The sequence below is a fragment of the Xenorhabdus eapokensis genome (assembly GCF_001908105.1).
This window is the reverse complement of record NZ_MKGQ01000008.1, coordinates 112,562-132,883: the sequence shown is the minus strand read 5'-3', so window position 1 is coordinate 132,883 and position 20,322 is coordinate 112,562. Positions and strand designations below refer to the sequence as shown.

The following is a 20,322-nucleotide window of genomic DNA, read 5'->3' as shown; positions in this document are numbered from 1 at the left end:
AGCCTTTTATACTACGTACTGATCGTTTATAAACTGCCCAATTAACATGGCGTGAGAAATTTCAGGTGAAGTTCATAAAGTATTTTTTGATCCTTATAGTTGTTTGCATTTTATTGGGAGTCTCCTCGATTTTTGGTTTGTACAAATATATCGAGCCACAGCTTCCTGATGTTGCGACGCTAAAGGATGTCCGATTACAAACACCTATGCAGGTGTTCAGTGCTGATGGCGAATTAATAGCCCAATATGGTGAAAAGCGTCGTTTACCCCTTACCCTGTCAGAAATACCTCCCCTAATGGTGAAAGCCTTTATTGCGACGGAAGATAGCCGTTTTTATGAACATCATGGTGTTGATCCCATCGGGGTTATCCGTGCTGCTTCTGTGGTTATCACGTCTGGTCATGCTTCCCAGGGGGCAAGTACCATCACTCAGCAGCTTGCGAGAAACTTTTTTCTTAGCCGAGAGAAGACATTGATACGTAAAGCGAAAGAGGCATTTCTGGCGATTAAGATCGAACAATTATTAACTAAGGATGAAATCCTGGAGTTGTATCTCAACAAGATCTATCTCGGCTACCGTGCTTATGGCGTTGGCGCGGCGGCTCATGTCTATTTTGGCAAGAACGTTAACGAGCTGACATTGGGGGAAATGGCGATGATTGCCGGTTTGCCGAAGGCACCTTCAACGTTTAACCCACTTTATTCTTATGAGCGAGCAATCGGTCGCCGCGATGTGGTACTGGGAAGGATGCTGGAAGAAGGATATATCACTCGACGTCAGTATAACCAAGCCAGAGAAGAAAAATTGGTTGCCCGTTACCACGCGCCCCAAATTGTTTTTTCTGCGCCTTATTTGACGGAAATGGCTCGTCAGGAAATGATCAATCGTTATGGTGAAAATGCTTATACAGACGGTTATAAGGTCTATACCACTATTACGCAAAAATCCCAGTTAGCGGCTGTGAATGCGGTTCGTTCTAATGTGATTGATTATGATGTTCGTCATGGTTACCGCGGCCCTCAAGAAGTGTTATGGAAAGCCAGTCAGCCGGCATGGAGCCAAACGCAGATTATCGATAAGCTGAAAACCTTGCCCAAATATGGTCCTCTGGTGCCGGCCATTGTGACAAACTCCAGCGCTAATCAGGCACAAGTTATATTAGTGGATGGCAGCAAAGTTGAGTTAACAATGGCAGGTGTACGCTGGGCACGTCCATTTAAAACCGATAGCTTACAAGGAGCCACACCACGTAGTGTCAGTGACGTTATTCGGGCAGGTGAACAAATTTGGATCAGAAAAGTTAATGATATTTGGTGGTTGGCTCAACTTCCCGACGTTAACGCGGCGCTGGTTTCCATCAATCCAATGAACGGTGCGATAGAAGCGTTGGTAGGTGGGTTTGATTTTGAACTGAGTAAATTTAACCGTGTGACGCAATCGTTGCGTCAGGTCGGTTCCAATATCAAGCCATTCCTGTATACCGCAGCAATGGATAAAGGGCTAACGTTGGCTTCGTTGCTGAATGATGCGCCAATCAGCCGTTGGGATGCCGGCGCCGGGACGGATTGGCGTCCCAAAAACTCACCACCGACTTACGATGGGCCAATTCGCTTGCGTCAGGGGTTAGGGCAATCCAAAAACGTAGTGATGGTTCGTGCCATGCGTGCGATGGGGGTTGATTACGCCGCTGATTACCTGAAGCGTTTTGGCTTACCGGGTGAAAACGTTGTGCGCACGGAATCTTTAGCACTGGGTTCCCCTTCATTTACCCCCCTACAGTTAGTACGCGGTTATGCCGTGATGGCAAACGGTGGTTATTTGGTTGATCCTTACTTCATCAGCAAAATTGAAAATGATGAAGGGAAGGTACTGTTTGAAGCGAAACCTAAAATTGCTTGTCCACAGTGTGAAAATATTCCGGTGATTTATGGTGAAACAGCACGCTCCATTGAATTGTCTGAAGATTCTATTGAGAACGTGGCTCATTCTGATGTTCCGCAAAATCCAGCCTTACCGCCTCAACCGGAGTTAGAGAGCGTATCAGGAAATATTAATGTGAATGATCAACAGTACGCTCCTCACGTTATCAGTACACCGTTGGCGTTCCTTATTCATGATGCCTTGAATACCAATATCTTTGGTGAGCCAGGTTGGATGGGAACGGGCTGGCGGGCTGCCCGTGATTTGAAGCGCCGTGATATTGGCGGCAAAACTGGGACGACCAACAGCTCAAAAGATGCGTGGTTCTCCGGTTATGGTCCAGATATGGTGACAACAGCCTGGATTGGTTTCGATGAACATAGCAGAAGTTTGGGGCGTACTCCGGCATTAAAAGGGGAAGGTGGTGCGAAAACAGCTCAGCCAATTTGGGATGATTTTATGAAAACAGCGTTGGAAGGTGTTCCTGAGAACGTCATGAAACCCCCTGCCGGCATTGTTTCTGTCACGATTGATCGGGCTACAGGTAAGTTATCTAACGGTGGTAGCAATACCCGTAAAGAGTATTTCATTGATGGTACTCAGCCGACGGAATATGCCTTACCCGATGTAGGTACGACAGTCACTGAGAATGGTGAAAGCCGTGAATTATTCTGATTGATCTTTCCGTCATCGGGATAACGGACATGAAAGATAAAAAGGCCTTGCTGGGGAACTGGCAAGGTTTTTTGTTATTTTTTGATACAGTATTGGCAAACTGCTTACTTTCATTTACAGAAATAGATTATCTGAAAAAATAGGTCATTGATTAATGAGCGACTATTTTAAGGAGAAAGATATGATTATGATATGAATTAATTTGGAGGGTGTAGTTAATTTGTTTATTTATTATTTTTAATAAACTGCGTTATTTTTCATAAATATCATTAAAATTATTACACGTATCAAATTAAACCTTACTCTATTTAGGTGTTTATTCTTTATCTCCGTATTTTACTTAAAACGAGTATAAAATTGGTATTGGGATTTCAATTGCATACCCGTTTTTAAAGAATGAATTCATGCCTCCCTTTATTTTTTTGTTTGTAGATATCGCTGGGCAAAAAATAGGGCACTGACATTTCTGGCTTCGTTGAAATCGGGATGCTCCAATAGTGACATCATGTCAGAGATTGGCCAGCGTTTCTGTACTAATGGCTCTGGTTCATCTCCCGCCAGGCATTCTGGGTAAAGATCATGAGCAATCATGATGTTCATCTTGCTGGAAAAATAGGACGGTGCCATTGTCAATTTCGTCAACAATTCCAATTTTCCTGCACCGAAACCAATTTCTTCTTTCAATTCACGATTGGCGGCTTCAAAAATACTCTCACCAGCATCAATGGCTCCTTTGGGAAAACCGAGTTCATACTGTTCGATACCAACGGCATATTCGTGAATAAGAATTAATTCATCCCCAATAATTGGAATAATTAGAACTGCTTCACGATTTGCGGGTTTCATTCGTTCATAAACTCGTTTTACCCCATTGCTGAATTCCAGATCAACTGATTGGATATTGAATAAGCGTGAGCGGGCAACGTCAATTATATTCAGTATCTTAGGTTTTTTTAGATCAATCATGCTTGCCCCTGATGGTTGTCATATACCAGATAATTAAAAACAATAATGCGCCCAGTCACTTAAATATTACTGTATTTTTTAAGTGTTGTGATGAAATAGTGACGCATTCAGGTTTTGCTTTAATATGGCGGATTATGTTAGTAAATGATAGCGATTATCGCTTGAATGTATTTTTGTTGCTATCTTACCCTTGTAAAAAGACCATAGTTTATGGAAAGGTATGAGAAAAATTATATAACCTTTTGTAAATAAAATTAAAAATAGAAGACAAGAATAAGAATAGCCTGATTTTGGGTGTTTCATGGGATTGTTATTCTGCTGATCTCTGTACTGTTGTTGTGAGCATGGGGAAAAAATGAACTTATTGGTCATTATATTGGCTATTTTTATCATTAGCCTGATTATAATGGCTTCCTTTCTGATTTTCAGATGGAGGCGGCTTGGTAACGCGTGTTATTCACAGTTAATGACTAAAACAGCCAGCCGTAAATTGAATACCGATGAATATCAAGCCATAGAATCTTATTTGCGAAATGCCCTTCTTCCAATGAAGACGCATAGTAGATATAAGGCTGATTATCCAGTACTCCCTGTTAAACAGGATAATGTTTATACCATTACACACCCTATTACCCGTTTTTCTGCCGCAACGGATGGGATACGCTATTGGCGCTATTATCTTGGCGAAACGGAAATACATTTTCCGGCGTTGCTTGAACCATTTATCAAGCAGCAGAATACGATTGAGCTTGTTCAAACCGCATCCATACCGCTTGTCATCGCAGTTAATGGCCACTTTCTGAAAGATTATCAGCAAGATCTGTCCATCACGAGAGTAACGGCAAAAACTGAACATGCCTCCATTCAAAAAAATGGCAATTCGAGTGCTAAATTACGCTATGTCCGTAAGGAGACACTGGAAGAATATCGTCTGCGGAAATCCACGGGCATTCTGGCAAGCATTCTGATGTGTGTTGGTTTATCGCTGTGGTTTATGGCTCTTTTTGTGCCCATTCCGATGTTGCCGTGGTTAATGCTGGGGGCATTTTTGTTTCTTCTGGGCAGTTTTTGGTCATATTTTCGAATGCCTTCTGGTCGTAAATTAGCCAGTATCCATTGTTTTAATGGTATTCCGAAGCGATGGGGAGTATTTAGCGAATTTGAGCCGGAGCAAAGAAAGAATATCTCTCTGGGCGGCATTGATCTGGTTTATCCCGTACATTGGGAGCCTTATATTTCCCATGATCTTGATCAGAATACCGATATCGACATTTATACCAACTGCTATGTTGTGCGGCAGGGGCGCTATCTCTCTTTGCATGAAGAAGAGAAGCACTATCCTTATCAGCGTAGCAAAAAGAATGTAATGCTGGTGGTTTTCTCCGTATTGGTCATGCTGTTACTTTACCTTTACCAGCCGGTGAACTTATCCATACGGTTGAGTTTTGCTTGGCTATATGGCAGTAATACCAAGGTCATTACCAGCTTCCATGAACTACAAAATATACCATTGAAGGAAGGGGATGTATTAAAGGTTAAAGGTGTTGGGATGTGCTATGTTCCCCCCAATATCCTACCTAAAGCGAATATTACAATATTCGCACCATTTGATTGTGTGGGTATCTATTGGAATAGTGAAATTCCATTACCGATGCTGGAATCTGAAGTTGTCGAAAATGCCTTAGCACTGGTTACAGTTGTTAGTGAGCAATTACATCCCGTTGAACGTAAAATTAACCCTACCCTGAGTGCAACTACTGCCAAATCAGGTATGACCTTGCTCGACAATTTTTCACAAATCATTTTAAAAACACAGAAGTTGTGCCAAAACGATGGTGATTGTGACCGTTTGAAAAATGCATTGGTCAATTTGGGAAATGCCAAAAATTGGGACAACCTGTTGAAAGACACTGAAAGCGGCAAGCTGAACGGAACTAAGGTGTTGTTGCGTTCTATCAGTGTCGATGCATTGGAAAAATTGGTTGATGCTACTACGGCATCATTTATTTATCGGGAAATCGATAGAATGGTCATTCTTATAAACAGCCCGTCTCCTGGAGGGGTTTTACTGCTGAGTGATGAGGGAAGAGCATTAGTTGAATACCCGATGCAGACACAATACATATATGAATACTCTGCTTTAGAGCGGTGGCGGGAATTACAAGGGCTTTTAGAGCTGTTGATGAAGACACCATTTGAAACAGAGGGAATTGTGACCAAATTGTCAGAAGATCCCAACGGGACTCGACATATTATGCTGCATCGTGAGCCGGATTCCACGTCGATTATTCGTTATTTGGGGAGTTGTTTGCTGCTGACGATCTTGCTGGTAACGTTGATTATCAACGTCATATTGATTATCAAGAAAAGGCAGAAAAACCGGCAGCGTCTCCAACATATCACTCAATACTACGATAACTGTTTTAATGAGAGAAATATCCATGCAGAATTCAGACACAGATCAGACGGTTCGCTTTGATAAATGGCTGTGGGCTGCCCGTTTTTATAAAACCCGTTCCATCGCGCGTGAAATGATTGAAGGGGGAAAAGTTCATTATAATGGGCAACGGAGTAAGCCGAGTAAGTTGGTTGAGTTGAATGCAGAGATTAAACTGCGTCAGGGAAATGATGAAAAAACGGTGATTGTTTTGGCCTTATGCAGTCACAGACGGAGTGCGACCGAAGCCCAGCAGCTTTATCAGGAAACGGCAGAAAGTATTATCAATCGGGAAAAAATGGCATTGGCTCGTAAAATGAATGCGCTCACAATGCCACATCCCGATCGCCGTCCAGACAAAAAAGAACGGCGTACACTGATAAAATTCAAGAACGCAAAATTAAATGAGTCGGGAGATACTTAATCGATTTTAAGCTGCATCCAATAAAAACAGGCAACTTGAAAAACGAAGGGTACAACCGTCTCAGTGAAATGAGAGAGATTTATGACCAAGCATGACCAATTACACCGCTTTTTATTTGAAAACCATTCTGTCAGAGGGGAACTTGTTTCCGTTAGTGAGACTTACCAACGGATGTTGGAGAATCATCACTTCCCTCAACCGGTGCAGCAGCTATTGGGTGAATTGTTGGTCGCAACCAGCCTGTTGACCGCCACCTTGAAATTCAATGGAGATATCACGGTACAGATACAGGGAGACGGGCCAGTCAAACTGGCGGTGATTAACGGAAACAACCTGCAACAGATGCGTGGCACCGCTCGCATTGATGGTGATGTGAATGCGGCAAGTAGCCTACGCGATATGATCGGTAATGGCTATATGGTTATCACCGTGACACCAACAGAAGGTGAGCGTTATCAGGGTGTTGTGGCACTGGAAGGTAATACGTTGGCAGAGTGTCTGGATGCGTACTTCAAACAGTCAGAGCAGTTGCCAACTCGCCTGTTTATCCGTTCTGGTATGCAGGATGGAAAAATAGCGGCAGGTGGCATGTTATTGCAGATCTTGCCTGGGGCACAAGAAGGCAGCGAAGAAATGCTGGATCATTTGGTGCAACTGACCGCGACCATTAAGGGAGAAGAGCTGTTTACGCTGGATGCGAAAGAGATTTTGCATCGCCTTTATCATGAAGAAGATGTCACGCTATATGAACCTCAGCCAGTCGCATTTCGTTGCACCTGTTCCCAACAACGTTGTGCTGATACGTTGGTGACGTTACCAGAAGCTGATATTCAGGAAATTTTGCACAACGATGGCAAAATCGACATGCAATGTGAATTTTGTGGTATGCACTATGTTTTCGACGAGAAAGATATCAACGAAATAAAAGCTGTACAATAAAGAGCAGTTGCACTGATTAGCAATGAATTCTTATAGGGCGTATACACGCCCTTTTTTATCCAAATCATTCTGCCATTCCGTGCCCTGTGTCTCATATAAACTTAAAAAAAGTAGTGTGATTTCAATTTTTTGATAACAATCGCGGTTAATTAGTCATAATTATTTATTATCCCCCACAGAGATAAAGTATAACTGACCAGGAGCAACAAATGAGCGTTACAGGCATTACTGAGCAGGAACTTGCGGTTTATGGTATTCGTGATGTTAGTGAAATTATTTATAACCCAAGTTATGAACTGTTATTCTCTGAAGAAACTCAGCCCTCACTACAAGGGTATGAGCGTGGCACATTGACTCATCTCGGTGCTATCGCGGTAGATACCGGTATTTTCACGGGGCGCTCCCCGAAAGATAAATATATTGTCCGCGATGATGTTACCCGCGATACCGTATGGTGGGCTGATCAGGGCAAAGGAAAGAACGATAATAAACCGCTCAGTCAGGAAATCTGGTCTCATCTAAAAGGTTTGGTTACTCAGCAGCTATCAGGCAAACGTTTGTTTGTCGTTGATGCTTTTTGCGGAGCCAATGCAGATACGCGTTTGAAAGTGCGTTTTATTACTGAAGTGGCATGGCAGGCACATTTTGTGAAAAATATGTTTATCCGCCCATCAGACGAAGAATTAGTTGGTTTCACACCTGATTTTATTGTGATGAACGGAGCTAAATGCACGAATCCGCAATGGAAAGAGCAGGGGCTGAATTCTGAAAACTTTGTTGCTTTTAACCTGACAGAGCGTATGCAGTTGATTGGTGGTACTTGGTACGGTGGTGAAATGAAAAAAGGGATGTTCTCAATGATGAACTACCTGTTGCCACTAAAAGGTATTGCCTCTATGCACTGTTCTGCCAACGTGGGTGAAGAGGGGGATGTTGCTATTTTCTTCGGTCTTTCTGGAACGGGGAAAACCACACTTTCCACTGATCCGAAACGTAAGCTAATCGGTGATGATGAACATGGCTGGGACGATGATGGCGTGTTTAACTTTGAAGGTGGCTGTTACGCAAAAACCATCAATTTGTCCAAAGAAGCGGAACCGGATATTTATCACGCCATTCGCCGTGATGCCCTGTTAGAGAATGTTACTGTACTGGCAGATGGTACGGTTGATTTCAATGATGGCTCCAAAACAGAAAATACCCGTGTTTCTTATCCGATTTACCATATTGAAAATATCGTTAAACCGATTTCAAAAGCAGGGCACGCGACTAAAGTCATTTTCCTGACCGCAGATGCTTTCGGTGTACTGCCTCCGGTTTCCCGTTTAACCCCAGAACAAACTCAATATCATTTCTTATCTGGTTTTACGGCAAAATTAGCGGGAACAGAGCGTGGTGTGACGGAGCCTACACCCACTTTCTCTGCTTGCTTTGGCGCGGCATTCCTGTCATTGCATCCAACGCAATATGCGGAAGTGCTGGTGAAGCGTATGCAGTCATCGGGCGCGCAAGCCTATCTGGTCAATACCGGTTGGAATGGCACGGGCAAACGTATCTCCATCAAAGATACCCGTGCGATTATTGATGCAATTCTCAGTGGTGACATTGAAGAGGCGGATACCATTCAACTGCCGATTTTTGATTTGGCCGTACCAACGACATTGCCGGATGTGGATACCAACATTTTGGACCCACGCAATACCTATGCCGATAAATCCGAATGGGATGTGAAAGCAAAAGATCTGGCACAGCGTTTTATCGATAACTTTGATAAATATACTGATACCGCTGCGGGTGCCGCATTAGTGAAAGCAGGCCCTAAGCTGTAGTGTCAATTTAAGTTTTCGATGAAAGAACTCTATTTGGTTAGGTAGAGTTCTTTCTTAATACCCAATATCAGTTGGATGGCAAGTCAAACAGTAGGATCTCACTTTCTTGATTTGCAGTTAGCCGAAGTTGGGGCTCATCCCAAATAGCAACGCCATCGCTGGTGGTAGCCCGAATTCCATTGATCATCACTTCACCACGAACGACCTGAATCCAGATGTTACGTGCTTTTTCCATGTCATATTCACCATGTTCGCCATTTTTTAATGCCCAACGCCATAATGTCATATCCTGAAAAACTTTCAGGGAACCCGCACGGGCATCAGGAGAAAGAATTAATTGGCGACCTCCGGTCGTATCAAAACGGTGTTGTTGATAGCGGGGAGTGAGTCCTGTTTTTTCCGGCATGATCCAGATCTGGTAAAGATGCAGTTGGCTATCATGCCGTGGGTTATATTCTGAGTGACGGATACCCGTTCCTGCACTCATAATCTGGAATTCCTCCGCAGACACTCTCCCTTTGTTCCCCATACTGTCTTGATGCTCTACTGTTCCAGATAGCACATAGGTCAGTATTTCCATATCCTTATGTGGGTGCATGCCGAATCCCTGCCCAGCATCAATCACATCTTCGTTAATGACCCTGAGAGCAGAAAATCCCATGAAATTTGCATCATAATAGTTGGCGAATGAAAAAGTATGCCAGCTATCCAGCCAGCCATGATTGGCATGACCCCGTTCTGAAGCTTGACGTAAGTAGATCATTGCAAAATCCCCCAATATTTTTTTGTAGTCTAGTTGAAGGAGTGAAATAGAAAAGACGGGAAATTTAATCTAAATTTTCAAAATTTTTGAACAAAAATAAGGCAATGTCAGGGCAAAAAAAAAGCCAACATAAAGTTGGCCTATAAAAGTAAACACTGGAAGCAATGTGAGCAATGTCGTACTTTCACATGGACCCTGAAGGTGGTGCACTGAAAGTGCTAAGAATGATAATCGTTCTCAATATCATTTGTAAAGTGTTTTTTTAATCAAATTTGAGGTATTGCTTAAGATGCTGTTTTGTCAAGTTAGTTAGTTGTTAGCTAACCCCCAACTCCATCTGATAGAGGTGTTGAGTGCCCATATCATGAAATTGATATGGTGTTGATTGATAGCCGCGTAGCCACAGCAAAAACCAGCCGTCATGCGTGTCTGGGCAAAGTCCGGCGAATCGAAATCCGCCTTTTTTAAGTAATGAGCACAATCCCAGAGTTTCTTCAATTGCAGGCAGTTTCAAATAGATTAACTGTCCAGAGGGAAGATCGATGATCTCCGATAAAAAATCAGCATGAACCTCGTAGAGTGTGATTTCCAAACGTCGACCAGATTTTTTCATGGTAAATGGCTCAGAGACTATGGAACGCCGATCCGCTGATAGCGGATTTGTAGATGATTCGCCAACATATTGACGGATGCGGGCAACCCAGTTCTGCCAAGGCTGGGGCCAGTTCAGTTTAGGTAATGGCAATGATTTAAGCGGCAAGATGCCTTGAACAATACTTTCTGGCTCTGGTAAACCAAATGGCGAATCAACATAATCCAGCAGCAATGCCGTAGAATAGAAACCCAAATTTCGGGCAATGTACTGGCTTTTAGGGTGTGAACACACCTGTTTCATCGTTAATAAATTATAGCCTTGATCTTTCGCATAGCCGCATAAGTAACGACCCAGTGACTTAGCCACACCATGACCTTGAAAATCAGGATAAACGACAATCAGTGCCAGCTCTGCCTGATTTTTATGTACCGTATCTTTAACCAGAGAGGCATGACCAATGAGTTTACCTTGATGGAATGCCAAGGCAGAATACCATTGCCCTGTGGACTGGTAGCCATTGATGAGCCTTGGCAAATAGATGTCAGGATAGACATACGAATCACCGTAAACCTGACGGAATAATTGGCTGATTTTTTTATCATCACCTGATTGATAGCTGCGGAGCTGAATAGTGGATTGGAAGAGAGTCATCGATTTCAACCTTAGTTATAACGACGTAGATCCACAACTCGCTGCAATTTTCCTGATCGTGGGTGCGTGTACATGCTATCGATATTGGTTTGCACGATCTCCAGTATATTTTGATGTATGCAAGCCTCTTCCAGATTTGGGAAGGCAGCCATAATGCTCTGGCGTATTTTGTCGATATCTACCGCTTGCTGGCTTGCCACCAACAATCGGATTTGATCTTGCCCTGCCTTCTGACTGAGCTCCAATTGCCAGGCCAAAAGCTCGGTTTGTTGTGATAGCTGTGTCGCTAAGTCGTCTGGGAATAATGATAGGAAGCCAACTCGTACACGATAGCCTTGATTAGCACGTCCTTGCAGAGCGAATTTGCGGCCTGGCTGTTCTGCCTCGCACCAGCAAGCCATATCACCAGTAGGATAGCGGATCACTGGCATAAGCTGTCGTTGCAGATTAGTGACAACTAATAAGCCACGTTTCCCTGGCATCGTAATGGGTTGGTGAGTTATTTCATCGACGATTTCGATAATTGTGTCGTCAGAAAATACGCGATGCTCTCCCTGTTTGCAGTCGGGATCAGCAAAGCCAATCAAACCAGCATCAACACTGGCACAACCGATTGAACCTAAACGGGCGTGAGGAAAAACTTGTTGTATGATAGTGACCTGTGAATCAAACAAACTTTCTCCACCATAGAGAATGGTTTCCACCATCGGCAATGTTTGTCCCGTTTCTTGCAAATAGTGAGCCAGGCGGGTTAACTGCACGGGTACACCTGCCAGCACATTGATATTGTGAAGGCGGATATTGTCAATCAACGGTTGATCTTCCACCTTACAGGTGAAAGGAAATTCCAATATAGGGATTGGTGCATTAGATAATGCACCGTGGATGAATATAAAGCTGGTATACAGATCGCCGGCAAAAAACAGATTAGCCACCCGATCCCCAGTTTTTAACTGGCGGGCGATGCCCTGGCCAAAGGAATGAATAAATGCTTTCCACTCTTGCTGACTGAAAACCGACAATCGCCCATTACTGGTTGAGCCACCTGTTTTAAACACATGGCCGCCTTCCAGTGGGGCGGTCAGCACTGGCCAGGTTGGAAAGTGAGTTGAATGTGCCCAGTAATGGCTGGGTTCCACGAGGGGTAAATCTTCCAAAACCCAATTATCGGGGATGGATTTATAGAGTTCTCGGTAATAAGCAGAATGCACGCGCGTATGATGGAGCAAATCCGTCAATATCGTTTTGGTCATCATTTTAGTTTTACTCAATTAATATTTACGCAAGTCAATGAATAATGGTGTTTTCCCACTATGTTCATTGCGGTGGAATTCAGTACTTGAGGTGGAAATAACATCTAAATTCAGCAGATTTCCTTCAACAACTTCGGCAATTTTGGGATCTTTTAATAAATGCTGACGTATGGAGAGTGGTTCGGCATGATCAACCAAGAGTTGAATGTTATCGATCCCATCACTGTCATGATTGATGATCCATTGCACGGGTAATGCCAGTTGTTCCGACAAATCAGCCAGATTGAAAAAAATACTGCCTACCCGTAGCAGAGAACCGTGGCGTTCCTTTAGTCGAAAACGTGGTGAAGTCAGGCCACAAGAACAGGGTTGATTAATCCAACAACCAAGATCGCCTAAATCGTAGCGCAAGACAGGTTGAGCCTCGCGGTGAAGAGAAGTGAATATCAGACGCCCCGTTTCACCCTCTGCCACTGGTTGATCATTCTCCAGATTGAGGATTTCCAGCCATTGGGTATCAGCCATTAAATGGAAAACGCCGTCTTCACTGGCGGCGCACGCATGACCCATCGGCCCTGCATCGACTGAACCGTAAATAGTTGAACGGATCAGGGTAACGCCAAAACCCGCCAGAAAATTCCGCTGGCTCATATTGAGGGGTTCCCCTCCCAGAAACAGCTTACGAATGCCGCCATATTGACGTAGTTTGGTTTCTTCATTTAGAAATAACCGATGTATCGTGCTTGGCATACCTACCAGCGTATTAATGCGTTGATGTACGATAAAATCAGCAATTTCACGAAAATCATTATCGGCAGGGCCGCCCATTGGATATTGTATCACTCCCAATTTATCCAGAATGGTAAAGAAACTCATCATACCGCCGTACAACTTGCCGCCATACAACAGGTTCATGACGCGATCGGTTGCAGGTTCAAGCCCTGAGGCAAATACGCCATCGGCTGCGGCCAGCATCTGCCTGTGGTAATCATGGTAGCTATAAGCCGCCAACTTGGGCGTACCACTACTACCGCCACTGCGGAAAAACAGGCGAGCTTTATCGTTAGGAACCAATGCCTGAAAATCTGCTTTACTCATGACAGGCAAATTTTCTAATCCGCGTGGGCGTGATGGGGGTACATCAAGATGGGCGCAACCTGCCATTAGATCAGGCGCAAGGCTGACAGATACTCGCTTGGTAAGACGTGATAGTGCGTAGACTCCATCGTGTGGCTCACCATGATAGCCGTCATGCATCTGTCCCGCTGGCGTGATACGGTTGATACCCGCAGCAAACAGGGTATGACTCATTTCGGTGATATGCTCTTGATGGGTAATCAAAGCACAGCTTTGCAGATAGTTACGCCAAGGCAGCAAAATGGCGCACAGATGCTGACGTGGAGCAGGGCGTATTTGCAGTGTGCGGAACAAAGGGGACGCCGCTAATTCTTCTTCGTGTCGCCATATCACTCGCCAGCCGTCGGCTTGCCATATTTCACCGTGTACCTGTGTAAATGCGAAATCGAGTTGTTGGAAAGCCGTTTGAGTCGTAATTTCAGCGGCTTCCTGAATATCCGGTTTCAGGGCTGGGTATAATCCGGCACGGCGTTGTAGCGCGGCTGCCATGCGTTGTCCGATATGTTGTAAAACACCAGGATCATCGCTATCGACCAGCAAACATTGTGGGCTGGAACAGGCTTGTTGGTCATAACGACAAATATCATCAGCTAATGCATCCAATTGGGCATCGTCGGCGGCGTCAGGGCTTAACCAGGCAACACTGATACGATGACCCCAATCTATCCAGCGACAACCTGCGGGGAGTTGAGCACGAATGGATGTCAGGGAGGAATCGCTTCCCCAGGCAGAAACCGCATCAGCCTGACTGAACAGCTCTGTCAATTGCGTCACTGGCAACGGTAAGACGGCTACCCGATTAGCTAAATTACCGGAAATATCATGAGACAAAAATTCTGTCAGCAGTTGCGCACTAAACCCGTTATCGTTGCTGCTTGGCCGTAACCAGTTAATATTACCCACCAGCAAACTCTCTATTACGGCCATAAAGGGCAGAAGTTCAGCATTGGAAGGCGTAATATGGACGACCAAGCCTAATGGTTTCCAGGTTTCATATCGGTTCTGGTTATAATCGAAGCGACGCAGTGAAAAAGGGTTTTGCCCAAGTTCTCGCTCCAGTTTGGCTTCCAGAGCTTCACGTTGGCAAAAAGCGATAAGTGATCCCTTAGTTTGGGCATCAAATAATGGGTGTTCGCCCAGATGGGAAAGATATTCGGCAAAGCGTTGGGCGCAATTCAGTACCTGCTCAGAGGTATGGGGGTGAGCCAACAGCTCAGGTAAACGCTCACGTAATTTTGCGATTTTTTGTCCTGCCACTTGTTCTGAAGATATCGGATTATTCATGATTTTTACGGAAACGGTATTCACGGAAGACATATCAAGATCTCTTAATCAATTCTGAAGCGGCAATCGCACAACTACGGTTTTTGCTAGTGCCAGCGCGGCCAAGCAGTTCAAACCAATCTGCTTCAAGTTCACAACCACAGCTTTCACCGCAATGCAGTACAGCCAGGTCGCTTGTCACGATGCTGTGGGCTGGGCAGGAAGTGATATAAGGTGATGTAAGATGCAGAAATCCTGGTTCCCCATAGGGTTGGCAGGTTAAATTTTGTGTGTGGCGTACATAAGCACGGGCATAGACCGGAACATGGAAATGATGGTGAGAACATTCAACATAAGGGACTGGGTGTTCAACGGAACCATAACCATCACGACAGCGAATAGCAGGAATACCCAATTGCTCAGTTACCCGTTGATATAGTTCTTTTTTAGGAATGGATTTATCGGCATGTGTTTTCCAGCCTCCACCAAGGAAAACCAGCGATTCGGGATGTAATTTCAGTGCAGGCAGTCCCATTTGTTCCATTCTTTGCAGGGTGAACCACAAAAAAGCAGGAAAACCGAAAATCCGCACTGGCAACCCTTCTTGAGCGAATTGCTGGAGTGCTGTAATAGTACCGAAGGGATCGAATTCATTACCTTGTCCGTTATGGCGCAAAGCATAATAAGCCCGATTTACCGGAGCATATTTACACAGAAATTGATCGGTATAAGCTGTCCCCAGAGTGACAGCCCCAGCGGGTTCGTAGCTAAGCAGCAGGTAATTACAGGGTTGATCAGGGGTGTTCCAGCCATAATAGTCAAAAATACAGTCCACCATATGTTGGGCAGCCGCAATACTAACAGAGTCATAGCGCATACGGCTTTTTTGTCCGGTGGTGCCGGAGGAAGTCAGTTCCAACGCATCTTGTGCACTATCGCTGAGTATTAGGTTACGTTTGAAATAATTAGCAAATAGCAACGGCAGATTTGACCAATCATCCAGCGTCATTAGCGCCTGTTTATCCAAACCATGCTCTGCCAACCACTGCGCATAACCAGGGGTATGTTCGCAGTGATATAGTGTTAGTTCACACATGGCGTTATTAAATAATGCATCATATTCGGCACAAGCACGGTAAGGATGTGTGATAGCACACAGTGCCTTGACATGAGGTAAGTTTTGCATATCAGCACTCATTATTCAGTAACGGCGATAAAGGGATTGAGTTAAAAATTTTAAATTAAATGCTTGTTGTGTTATCTAGAACAATCAATTTTTATAGTCTTTGTTTATTGATTTTTTTAATAAAATAAATGGTTGTCTCAGTTTTAAACATGGATTTTTTGGTGGTGTAATGTATTTTTTTGACAAAATTTCAGTTTATTTTATTGATAATCTGTAATTTATTGGATGATTGTTGCTGTTTTTTGCTATTTTTGTAGTTAATGATAGCCCTGTGTTTGCGGGGCGCATTATTTCAAACCAAATGATAACAATCAAACTATTTTTCTAATGTTTTGTCTTTGATGTAATCATTGTTTGATATACATATATCATTATTTATTTTTATGTATTATGGGTTGAGTGGGGTTTCTTTTGGTGTGTGAATGTTTTCTGGTGAGCGTCAGCTTATTTATATTTTGGTTAAAATTGCTAATACACAAGGTAGGCCAATATTTTTATTAATGGATGAACCAGACATTTCCTTACATTTGAACTGGCAGGTAATGCTAATAGAAAATATTCTAGAAATTAATAATCAATGCCAAATTGTCGTTGTTACGCATAGTCCGGCTATTATTATGGATGGTTACATGGATTCATATGTTGATATAAAGGATGAAGCTACCACCTCCGAAGGAGGCGGACTAAAATTTTTTACTAAATAATGTGATTTTCTACACAAACTTTTGTGCGACTACTCACCAAAGCCTGCGCACAAGCCCACGCCGAACTCCATGCCCACTGGAAGTTATACCCACCAAGCCAACCGGTTACATCAACCACTTCACCAATAAAATACAATCCCTTCACTTTATGGGCTTCCATCGTTTTTGACGACAACTCATGAGTATCCACGCCGCCAAGAGTCACTTCTGCCGTGCGATAACCTTCCGTACCATTTGGTTGCACCTGCCAGCATTGTAGGGTTGTGATCAGCGCTTTTTGCTGTGTGGAATTAAGTTGTTTCAGGGACAGTTCCGGCAATTGCTCAAGAGACTGCAAACATTCCACCAGACGTTTAGGCAGTAATTTAGCCAGTGTGTTTTTCAAACTTTGATTGGGATGAGCTTCCCGTTCTTGATCCAGGAAATTCTCAAAATCTATGTCAGGAAGTAAGTTAATGCTTACATACTCACCAGGCTGCCAATAGCTGGAGATCTGCAAGATAGCTGGGCCAGAAAGGCCACGATGGGTGAATAGAATATTTTCCCTGAATACGGTGCCATCTTTTGCAGTCACGACAGAAGGAACCGAAACGCCGGAAAGGGCTTGAAGTTGTTCCAGTAGTGGCTTATGCAGGGTAAAGGGAACTAATGCAGCACGTGTAGGCAGGATGTTGAGTCCGAACTGTTCCGCAATACGGTAACCCAAAGGAGAGGCTCCCAAGCCAGGCATGGACAAACCACCGGATGCCACAACAAGTGAGTATGCACTTACTTTTATTCCTGCTGCCGTAATGACAAAACCCTGTTCTTTTTTCTCGACATCAGCAACTTCACTACGCAACCGAATTGTTACCTGTCCTATTTCGCACTCTTTCAAAAGCAGGTCTATAATTTGTTGCGCTGAGTCGTCGCAGAAAAGCTGCCCCAATGTTTTTTCGTGGTAAGGGATACTATAGCGTTGTACAAGATCAATAAAATCCCACTGGGTATAGCGAGCAAGTGCTGACTTACAAAAATGGGGATTGGCAGAAAGGTATGCTGCCGGTTCGGTATACATGTTGGTGAAATTGCAGCGCCCTCCGCCGGACATCAAAATTTTGCGGCCTGTTTTTTTGCCATTATCCAGTACCAGAACGTTTAATCCAGCTTGCCCTGCTTGCGCAGCACAAAATAAGCCAGCAGCGCCAGCACCAATAATAACTACATCAAATTTTTCCATTCATCTGTCTCTTTTGGCCGATTTATTTGTAGGAATTCACTGCATTGTGGGGGTTCTGTTCACGAACTACGGAGAAAAATAGGCATTTTGGTTTAACTTTCTGCTATAAAAAATTATTTTTCATCAAAAAAATATCAAGACATTAAAATTAAATAACTATTTGATATATTTAGTAAATGCAAGATTTTTTATGTCATTTGACCATCATTAAATCAAAAAAAGGTCATATTTCTCTTTTCCCGCTACCGTTTGTCACTGATAATGCGCGCGTTCATGTCCTACTAACTGGCTTAACGTATATGCTACATCTGTTTACTGGCCTGGAATTTTATACCGGCCTTATGTTAGTGCTTGCTCTGTTGTTTGTGCTTTTCTATGAAGCCATCAATGGGTTTCATGATACCGCAAACGCAGTAGCAACTGTTATTTATACCCGGGCAATGCGTTCACAGCTTGCCGTTGTGATGGCAGGGGTTTTTAACTTTTTGGGTGTTCTCCTTGGTGGATTGAGTGTCGCTTATGCGATTGTGCATCTACTACCAACGGATCTTCTACTAAATGTCAGTTCAGCCCACGGCTTGGCTATGGTTTTTTCCATGCTGCTGGCGGCGATCATCTGGAATTTAGGTACGTGGTATTTCGGCATTCCTGCATCTAGTTCCCATACGTTGATTGGTTCTATTATCGGTATTGGCCTGACTAATGCGATAGTGACCAGCTCTTCAGTGGTTGATGCGTTGAATATTCCGAAGATGATACAGATTTTCATGTCCTTGATCCTGTCTCCTCTTGTTGGTCTGGTCATTGCCGGCGCGATGGTGTTTTTACTGCGTCGCTATTGGAGCGGTACAAAAAAACGTCGTCGTATTCATATGACGCCTGTTGAGCGTGAAAAACAGGATGGCAAACGCAAACCCCCATTCTGGACACGTACTGCCCTGATCCTCTCTGCGGTTGGTGTGAGTTTCTCCCACGGAGCGAACGATGGTCAGAAAGGTATCGGTTTGATTATGCTGGTTCTGATTGGCGTTGCGCCTGCGGGTTTTGTCGTCAATATGAATTCAACCAGTTATGATATCGCGCGCACTCGTGATGCCGTTGTTCACTTGCAGCAGTATTATGGGCAGCATGCACCTGCGTTGACTCATGCGATTGAGCTGAGTCCAACCGCTCCTGCTGTTGAAGATCAGCTTGATATGACGTTCCATTGCGATAGCTCACGCGCGTTGGTGGTGTTGAACAAAGCTGAAAGTATGTTAGCGAGTATTCATAATTTCAATGAATTAACGCCGGATCAACGTAACAGCATGCGCCGTATGTTGATGTGCGTCGCTGATACAGCCAATGCTGTGGCTAAACTGCCAGAAACCAGCCTTGAAGATGCGCGTTTCCTGAATAAGCTGCGTAAAGATCTGCTAAGTACAGTGGAATATGCGCCATTATGGATCATTGTTGCAGTGGCTCTTGCCCTCTCTTTGGGCACAATGGTTGGCTGGAAACGTGTTGCTGTGACTATCGGTGAGAAGATTGGCAAAAAAGGCATGACTTATGCCCAAGGTGTTTCTGCTCAGGTGACTGCTGCGGTTTCTATTGGTGTTGCCAGCTATACGGGTATGCCAGTGTCTACGACACAAGTGCTCTCTTCTGCGGTAGCGGGGACGATGCTGGTTGATGGTGGTGGCGTGCAGAGCAAGACCATCAAAAATATCATGTTGGCGTGGGTTTTGACGTTGCCGATTTCCATTGCCTTGTCAGGCTTACTCTATTGGATCGCCCTGAAACTGATCTAATGACGTTCTAGAAAAAGGGTTGGCTGCGCGTCATTGCAAGCCAATCTTTTTTATTTCAGATCATCATCGCTATCAGGCATAGCAAGACAACGCCACATAACCTTTCTGTTAATCTAAATTGTTTCCTCATCCTTTCGCACAACAAGACGACATCAGGGTCATGATGATTGATATAACTTTGTGAATTGATGTAACGCACGAGACGAATCTGTTTATTAAACTGACCATTAGTTTTAAAAAAACCATTCCCATCAACGGATTGATACAGCAGAGGGTCTGACTCGCGTAAAATTGACAAAAGTGCACGGAGCGAAGAAAAGTAGCGAATCATATTAATAATGCAGATAAGGCAAACCGCCCAAAATAGTGCCGTGGTATTGAACATACTTCCCCCCTCCTGATCGCGGTAGCAAACGTTGCTAGTCAAAGAAGAAACCAATCGGAAAAGTTTTTATTTGAATAATAACTATACGCGATGCTCGACTTTAACATCCTATAACATTGGCTTGTTGAAGCCAGTCCCGTTGACTTTTACCTTGTTGAAAATTGGCAAAAATACCCAACGTGTG

General features: G+C 43.9%; 15 protein-coding genes. 7 read left to right on the top strand and 8 right to left on the bottom strand.

The features are described from left to right. Positions 1-65 precede the first annotated feature (65 nt). A complete protein-coding gene (gene mrcA, locus Xedl_RS08220) occupies positions 66-2,597 on the top strand; it encodes a peptidoglycan glycosyltransferase/peptidoglycan DD-transpeptidase MrcA (protein ID WP_074023333.1) in 2,532 nt (843 codons plus the stop codon). Positions 2,598-3,011: 414 nt separating this feature from the next. Here mrcA and nudE read toward each other — a convergent pair whose 3' ends face one another. Then, the gene (nudE, locus tag Xedl_RS08215) at positions 3,012-3,563 is read right to left on the bottom strand and encodes an ADP compounds hydrolase NudE (protein WP_074023332.1); all 552 of its coding nucleotides are present in this window, start codon (positions 3,561-3,563) and stop codon (positions 3,012-3,014) included. Between the two features lie 355 nt (positions 3,564-3,918). Here nudE and Xedl_RS08210 point away from each other — a divergent pair, with 355 nt between their 5' ends. From Xedl_RS08210 to pckA, 4 genes are all read left to right on the top strand, one after another. Further along, positions 3,919-6,042 carry an IgaA/UmoB family intracellular growth attenuator gene (locus tag Xedl_RS08210; protein ID WP_074023331.1) on the top strand — a complete coding sequence of 708 codons (2,124 nt, stop codon included), beginning with the start codon at positions 3,919-3,921 and terminating at the stop codon, positions 6,040-6,042. Further along, positions 6,005-6,424, top strand: a complete 420-nt coding sequence (gene hslR / locus Xedl_RS08205; RefSeq protein ID WP_074023330.1) for a ribosome-associated heat shock protein Hsp15 — start codon at positions 6,005-6,007, stop codon at positions 6,422-6,424. Before Xedl_RS08210 ends, hslR begins: the two co-directional genes overlap by 38 nt. Before the next feature lie 81 nt (positions 6,425-6,505). Next, positions 6,506-7,363 carry an Hsp33 family molecular chaperone HslO gene (hslO, locus tag Xedl_RS08200; RefSeq protein WP_074023329.1) on the top strand — a complete coding sequence of 286 codons (858 nt, stop codon included), beginning with the start codon at positions 6,506-6,508 and terminating at the stop codon, positions 7,361-7,363. A gap of 209 nt (positions 7,364-7,572) precedes the next feature. Next, positions 7,573-9,192 (top strand): phosphoenolpyruvate carboxykinase (ATP), encoded by a 1,620-nt coding sequence (gene pckA, locus Xedl_RS08195; RefSeq protein WP_074023328.1) that lies wholly within the window; start codon positions 7,573-7,575, stop codon positions 9,190-9,192. A gap of 67 nt (positions 9,193-9,259) precedes the next feature. Here pckA and Xedl_RS08190 read toward each other — a convergent pair whose 3' ends face one another. From Xedl_RS08190 to Xedl_RS08170, 5 genes are all read right to left on the bottom strand, one after another. Continuing rightward, positions 9,260-9,955, bottom strand: a complete 696-nt coding sequence (locus Xedl_RS08190; protein ID WP_074023327.1) for a pirin family protein — start codon at positions 9,953-9,955, stop codon at positions 9,260-9,262. A 316-nt stretch (positions 9,956-10,271) separates the two neighbouring features. Continuing rightward, positions 10,272-11,201: a GNAT family N-acetyltransferase gene (locus tag Xedl_RS08185; protein ID WP_074023326.1), complete on the bottom strand. Its 930-nt coding sequence runs from the start codon at positions 11,199-11,201 to the stop codon at positions 10,272-10,274. An 11-nt stretch (positions 11,202-11,212) separates the two neighbouring features. Then, positions 11,213-12,457: a phenylacetate--CoA ligase family protein gene (locus Xedl_RS08180; protein ID WP_074023325.1), complete on the bottom strand. Its 1,245-nt coding sequence runs from the start codon at positions 12,455-12,457 to the stop codon at positions 11,213-11,215. A 15-nt stretch (positions 12,458-12,472) separates the two neighbouring features. Next, positions 12,473-14,908, bottom strand: a complete 2,436-nt coding sequence (locus Xedl_RS08175) for an acyl-CoA reductase (protein WP_074023324.1) — start codon at positions 14,906-14,908, stop codon at positions 12,473-12,475. A 1-nt stretch (position 14,909) separates the two neighbouring features. Next, positions 14,910-16,040, bottom strand: a complete 1,131-nt coding sequence (locus tag Xedl_RS08170) for a LuxE/PaaK family acyltransferase (protein ID WP_074023323.1) — start codon at positions 16,038-16,040, stop codon at positions 14,910-14,912. A gap of 422 nt (positions 16,041-16,462) precedes the next feature. Between Xedl_RS08170 and Xedl_RS08165 the strand changes: the two genes are divergently transcribed. Further along, complete coding sequence (locus Xedl_RS08165) at positions 16,463-16,744, top strand: AAA family ATPase (RefSeq protein WP_074023322.1); 282 nt, start codon at positions 16,463-16,465, stop codon at positions 16,742-16,744. Here the strand turns inward: Xedl_RS08165 and Xedl_RS08160 are convergent. After that, positions 16,737-17,963, bottom strand: coding sequence for a BaiN/RdsA family NAD(P)/FAD-dependent oxidoreductase (locus Xedl_RS08160; protein WP_074023321.1), 1,227 nt, complete (start codon positions 17,961-17,963; stop codon positions 16,737-16,739). The genes Xedl_RS08165 and Xedl_RS08160 overlap by 8 nt on opposite strands. Before the next feature lie 299 nt (positions 17,964-18,262). Here Xedl_RS08160 and pitA point away from each other — a divergent pair, with 299 nt between their 5' ends. Then, positions 18,263-19,753, top strand: coding sequence for an inorganic phosphate transporter PitA (gene pitA / locus Xedl_RS08155; RefSeq protein WP_074023356.1), 1,491 nt, complete (start codon positions 18,263-18,265; stop codon positions 19,751-19,753). Between the two features lie 55 nt (positions 19,754-19,808). On the opposite strand, the gene uspB is transcribed toward pitA, so the two are convergent. Next, positions 19,809-20,138 carry a universal stress protein UspB gene (gene uspB, locus Xedl_RS08150; protein WP_074023320.1) on the bottom strand — a complete coding sequence of 110 codons (330 nt, stop codon included), beginning with the start codon at positions 20,136-20,138 and terminating at the stop codon, positions 19,809-19,811. Positions 20,139-20,322: the final 184 nt, after the last annotated feature.

Excerpts from the sequence above, each read along its gene's own strand:
- nudE (WP_074023332.1), bottom strand. The coding sequence starts at position 3,563 with ATGATTGATCTAAAAAAACCTAAGATACTGAATATAATTGACGTTGCC.
- Xedl_RS08210 (WP_074023331.1), top strand. The coding sequence starts at position 3,919 with ATGAACTTATTGGTCATTATATTGGCTATTTTTATCATTAGCCTGATT.
- hslR (WP_074023330.1), top strand. The coding sequence starts at position 6,005 with ATGCAGAATTCAGACACAGATCAGACGGTTCGCTTTGATAAATGGCTG.
- hslO (WP_074023329.1), top strand. The coding sequence starts at position 6,506 with ATGACCAAGCATGACCAATTACACCGCTTTTTATTTGAAAACCATTCT.
- pckA (WP_074023328.1), top strand. The coding sequence starts at position 7,573 with ATGAGCGTTACAGGCATTACTGAGCAGGAACTTGCGGTTTATGGTATT.
- Xedl_RS08190 (WP_074023327.1), bottom strand. The coding sequence starts at position 9,955 with ATGATCTACTTACGTCAAGCTTCAGAACGGGGTCATGCCAATCATGGC.
- Xedl_RS08185 (WP_074023326.1), bottom strand. The coding sequence starts at position 11,201 with ATGACTCTCTTCCAATCCACTATTCAGCTCCGCAGCTATCAATCAGGT.
- Xedl_RS08180 (WP_074023325.1), bottom strand. The coding sequence starts at position 12,457 with ATGATGACCAAAACGATATTGACGGATTTGCTCCATCATACGCGCGTG.
- Xedl_RS08175 (WP_074023324.1), bottom strand. The coding sequence starts at position 14,908 with ATGTCTTCCGTGAATACCGTTTCCGTAAAAATCATGAATAATCCGATA.
- Xedl_RS08170 (WP_074023323.1), bottom strand. The coding sequence starts at position 16,040 with ATGCAAAACTTACCTCATGTCAAGGCACTGTGTGCTATCACACATCCT.
- Xedl_RS08165 (WP_074023322.1), top strand. The coding sequence starts at position 16,463 with ATGTTTTCTGGTGAGCGTCAGCTTATTTATATTTTGGTTAAAATTGCT.
- Xedl_RS08160 (WP_074023321.1), bottom strand. The coding sequence starts at position 17,963 with ATGGAAAAATTTGATGTAGTTATTATTGGTGCTGGCGCTGCTGGCTTA.
- pitA (WP_074023356.1), top strand. The coding sequence starts at position 18,263 with ATGCTACATCTGTTTACTGGCCTGGAATTTTATACCGGCCTTATGTTA.
- uspB (WP_074023320.1), bottom strand. The coding sequence starts at position 20,138 with ATGTTCAATACCACGGCACTATTTTGGGCGGTTTGCCTTATCTGCATT.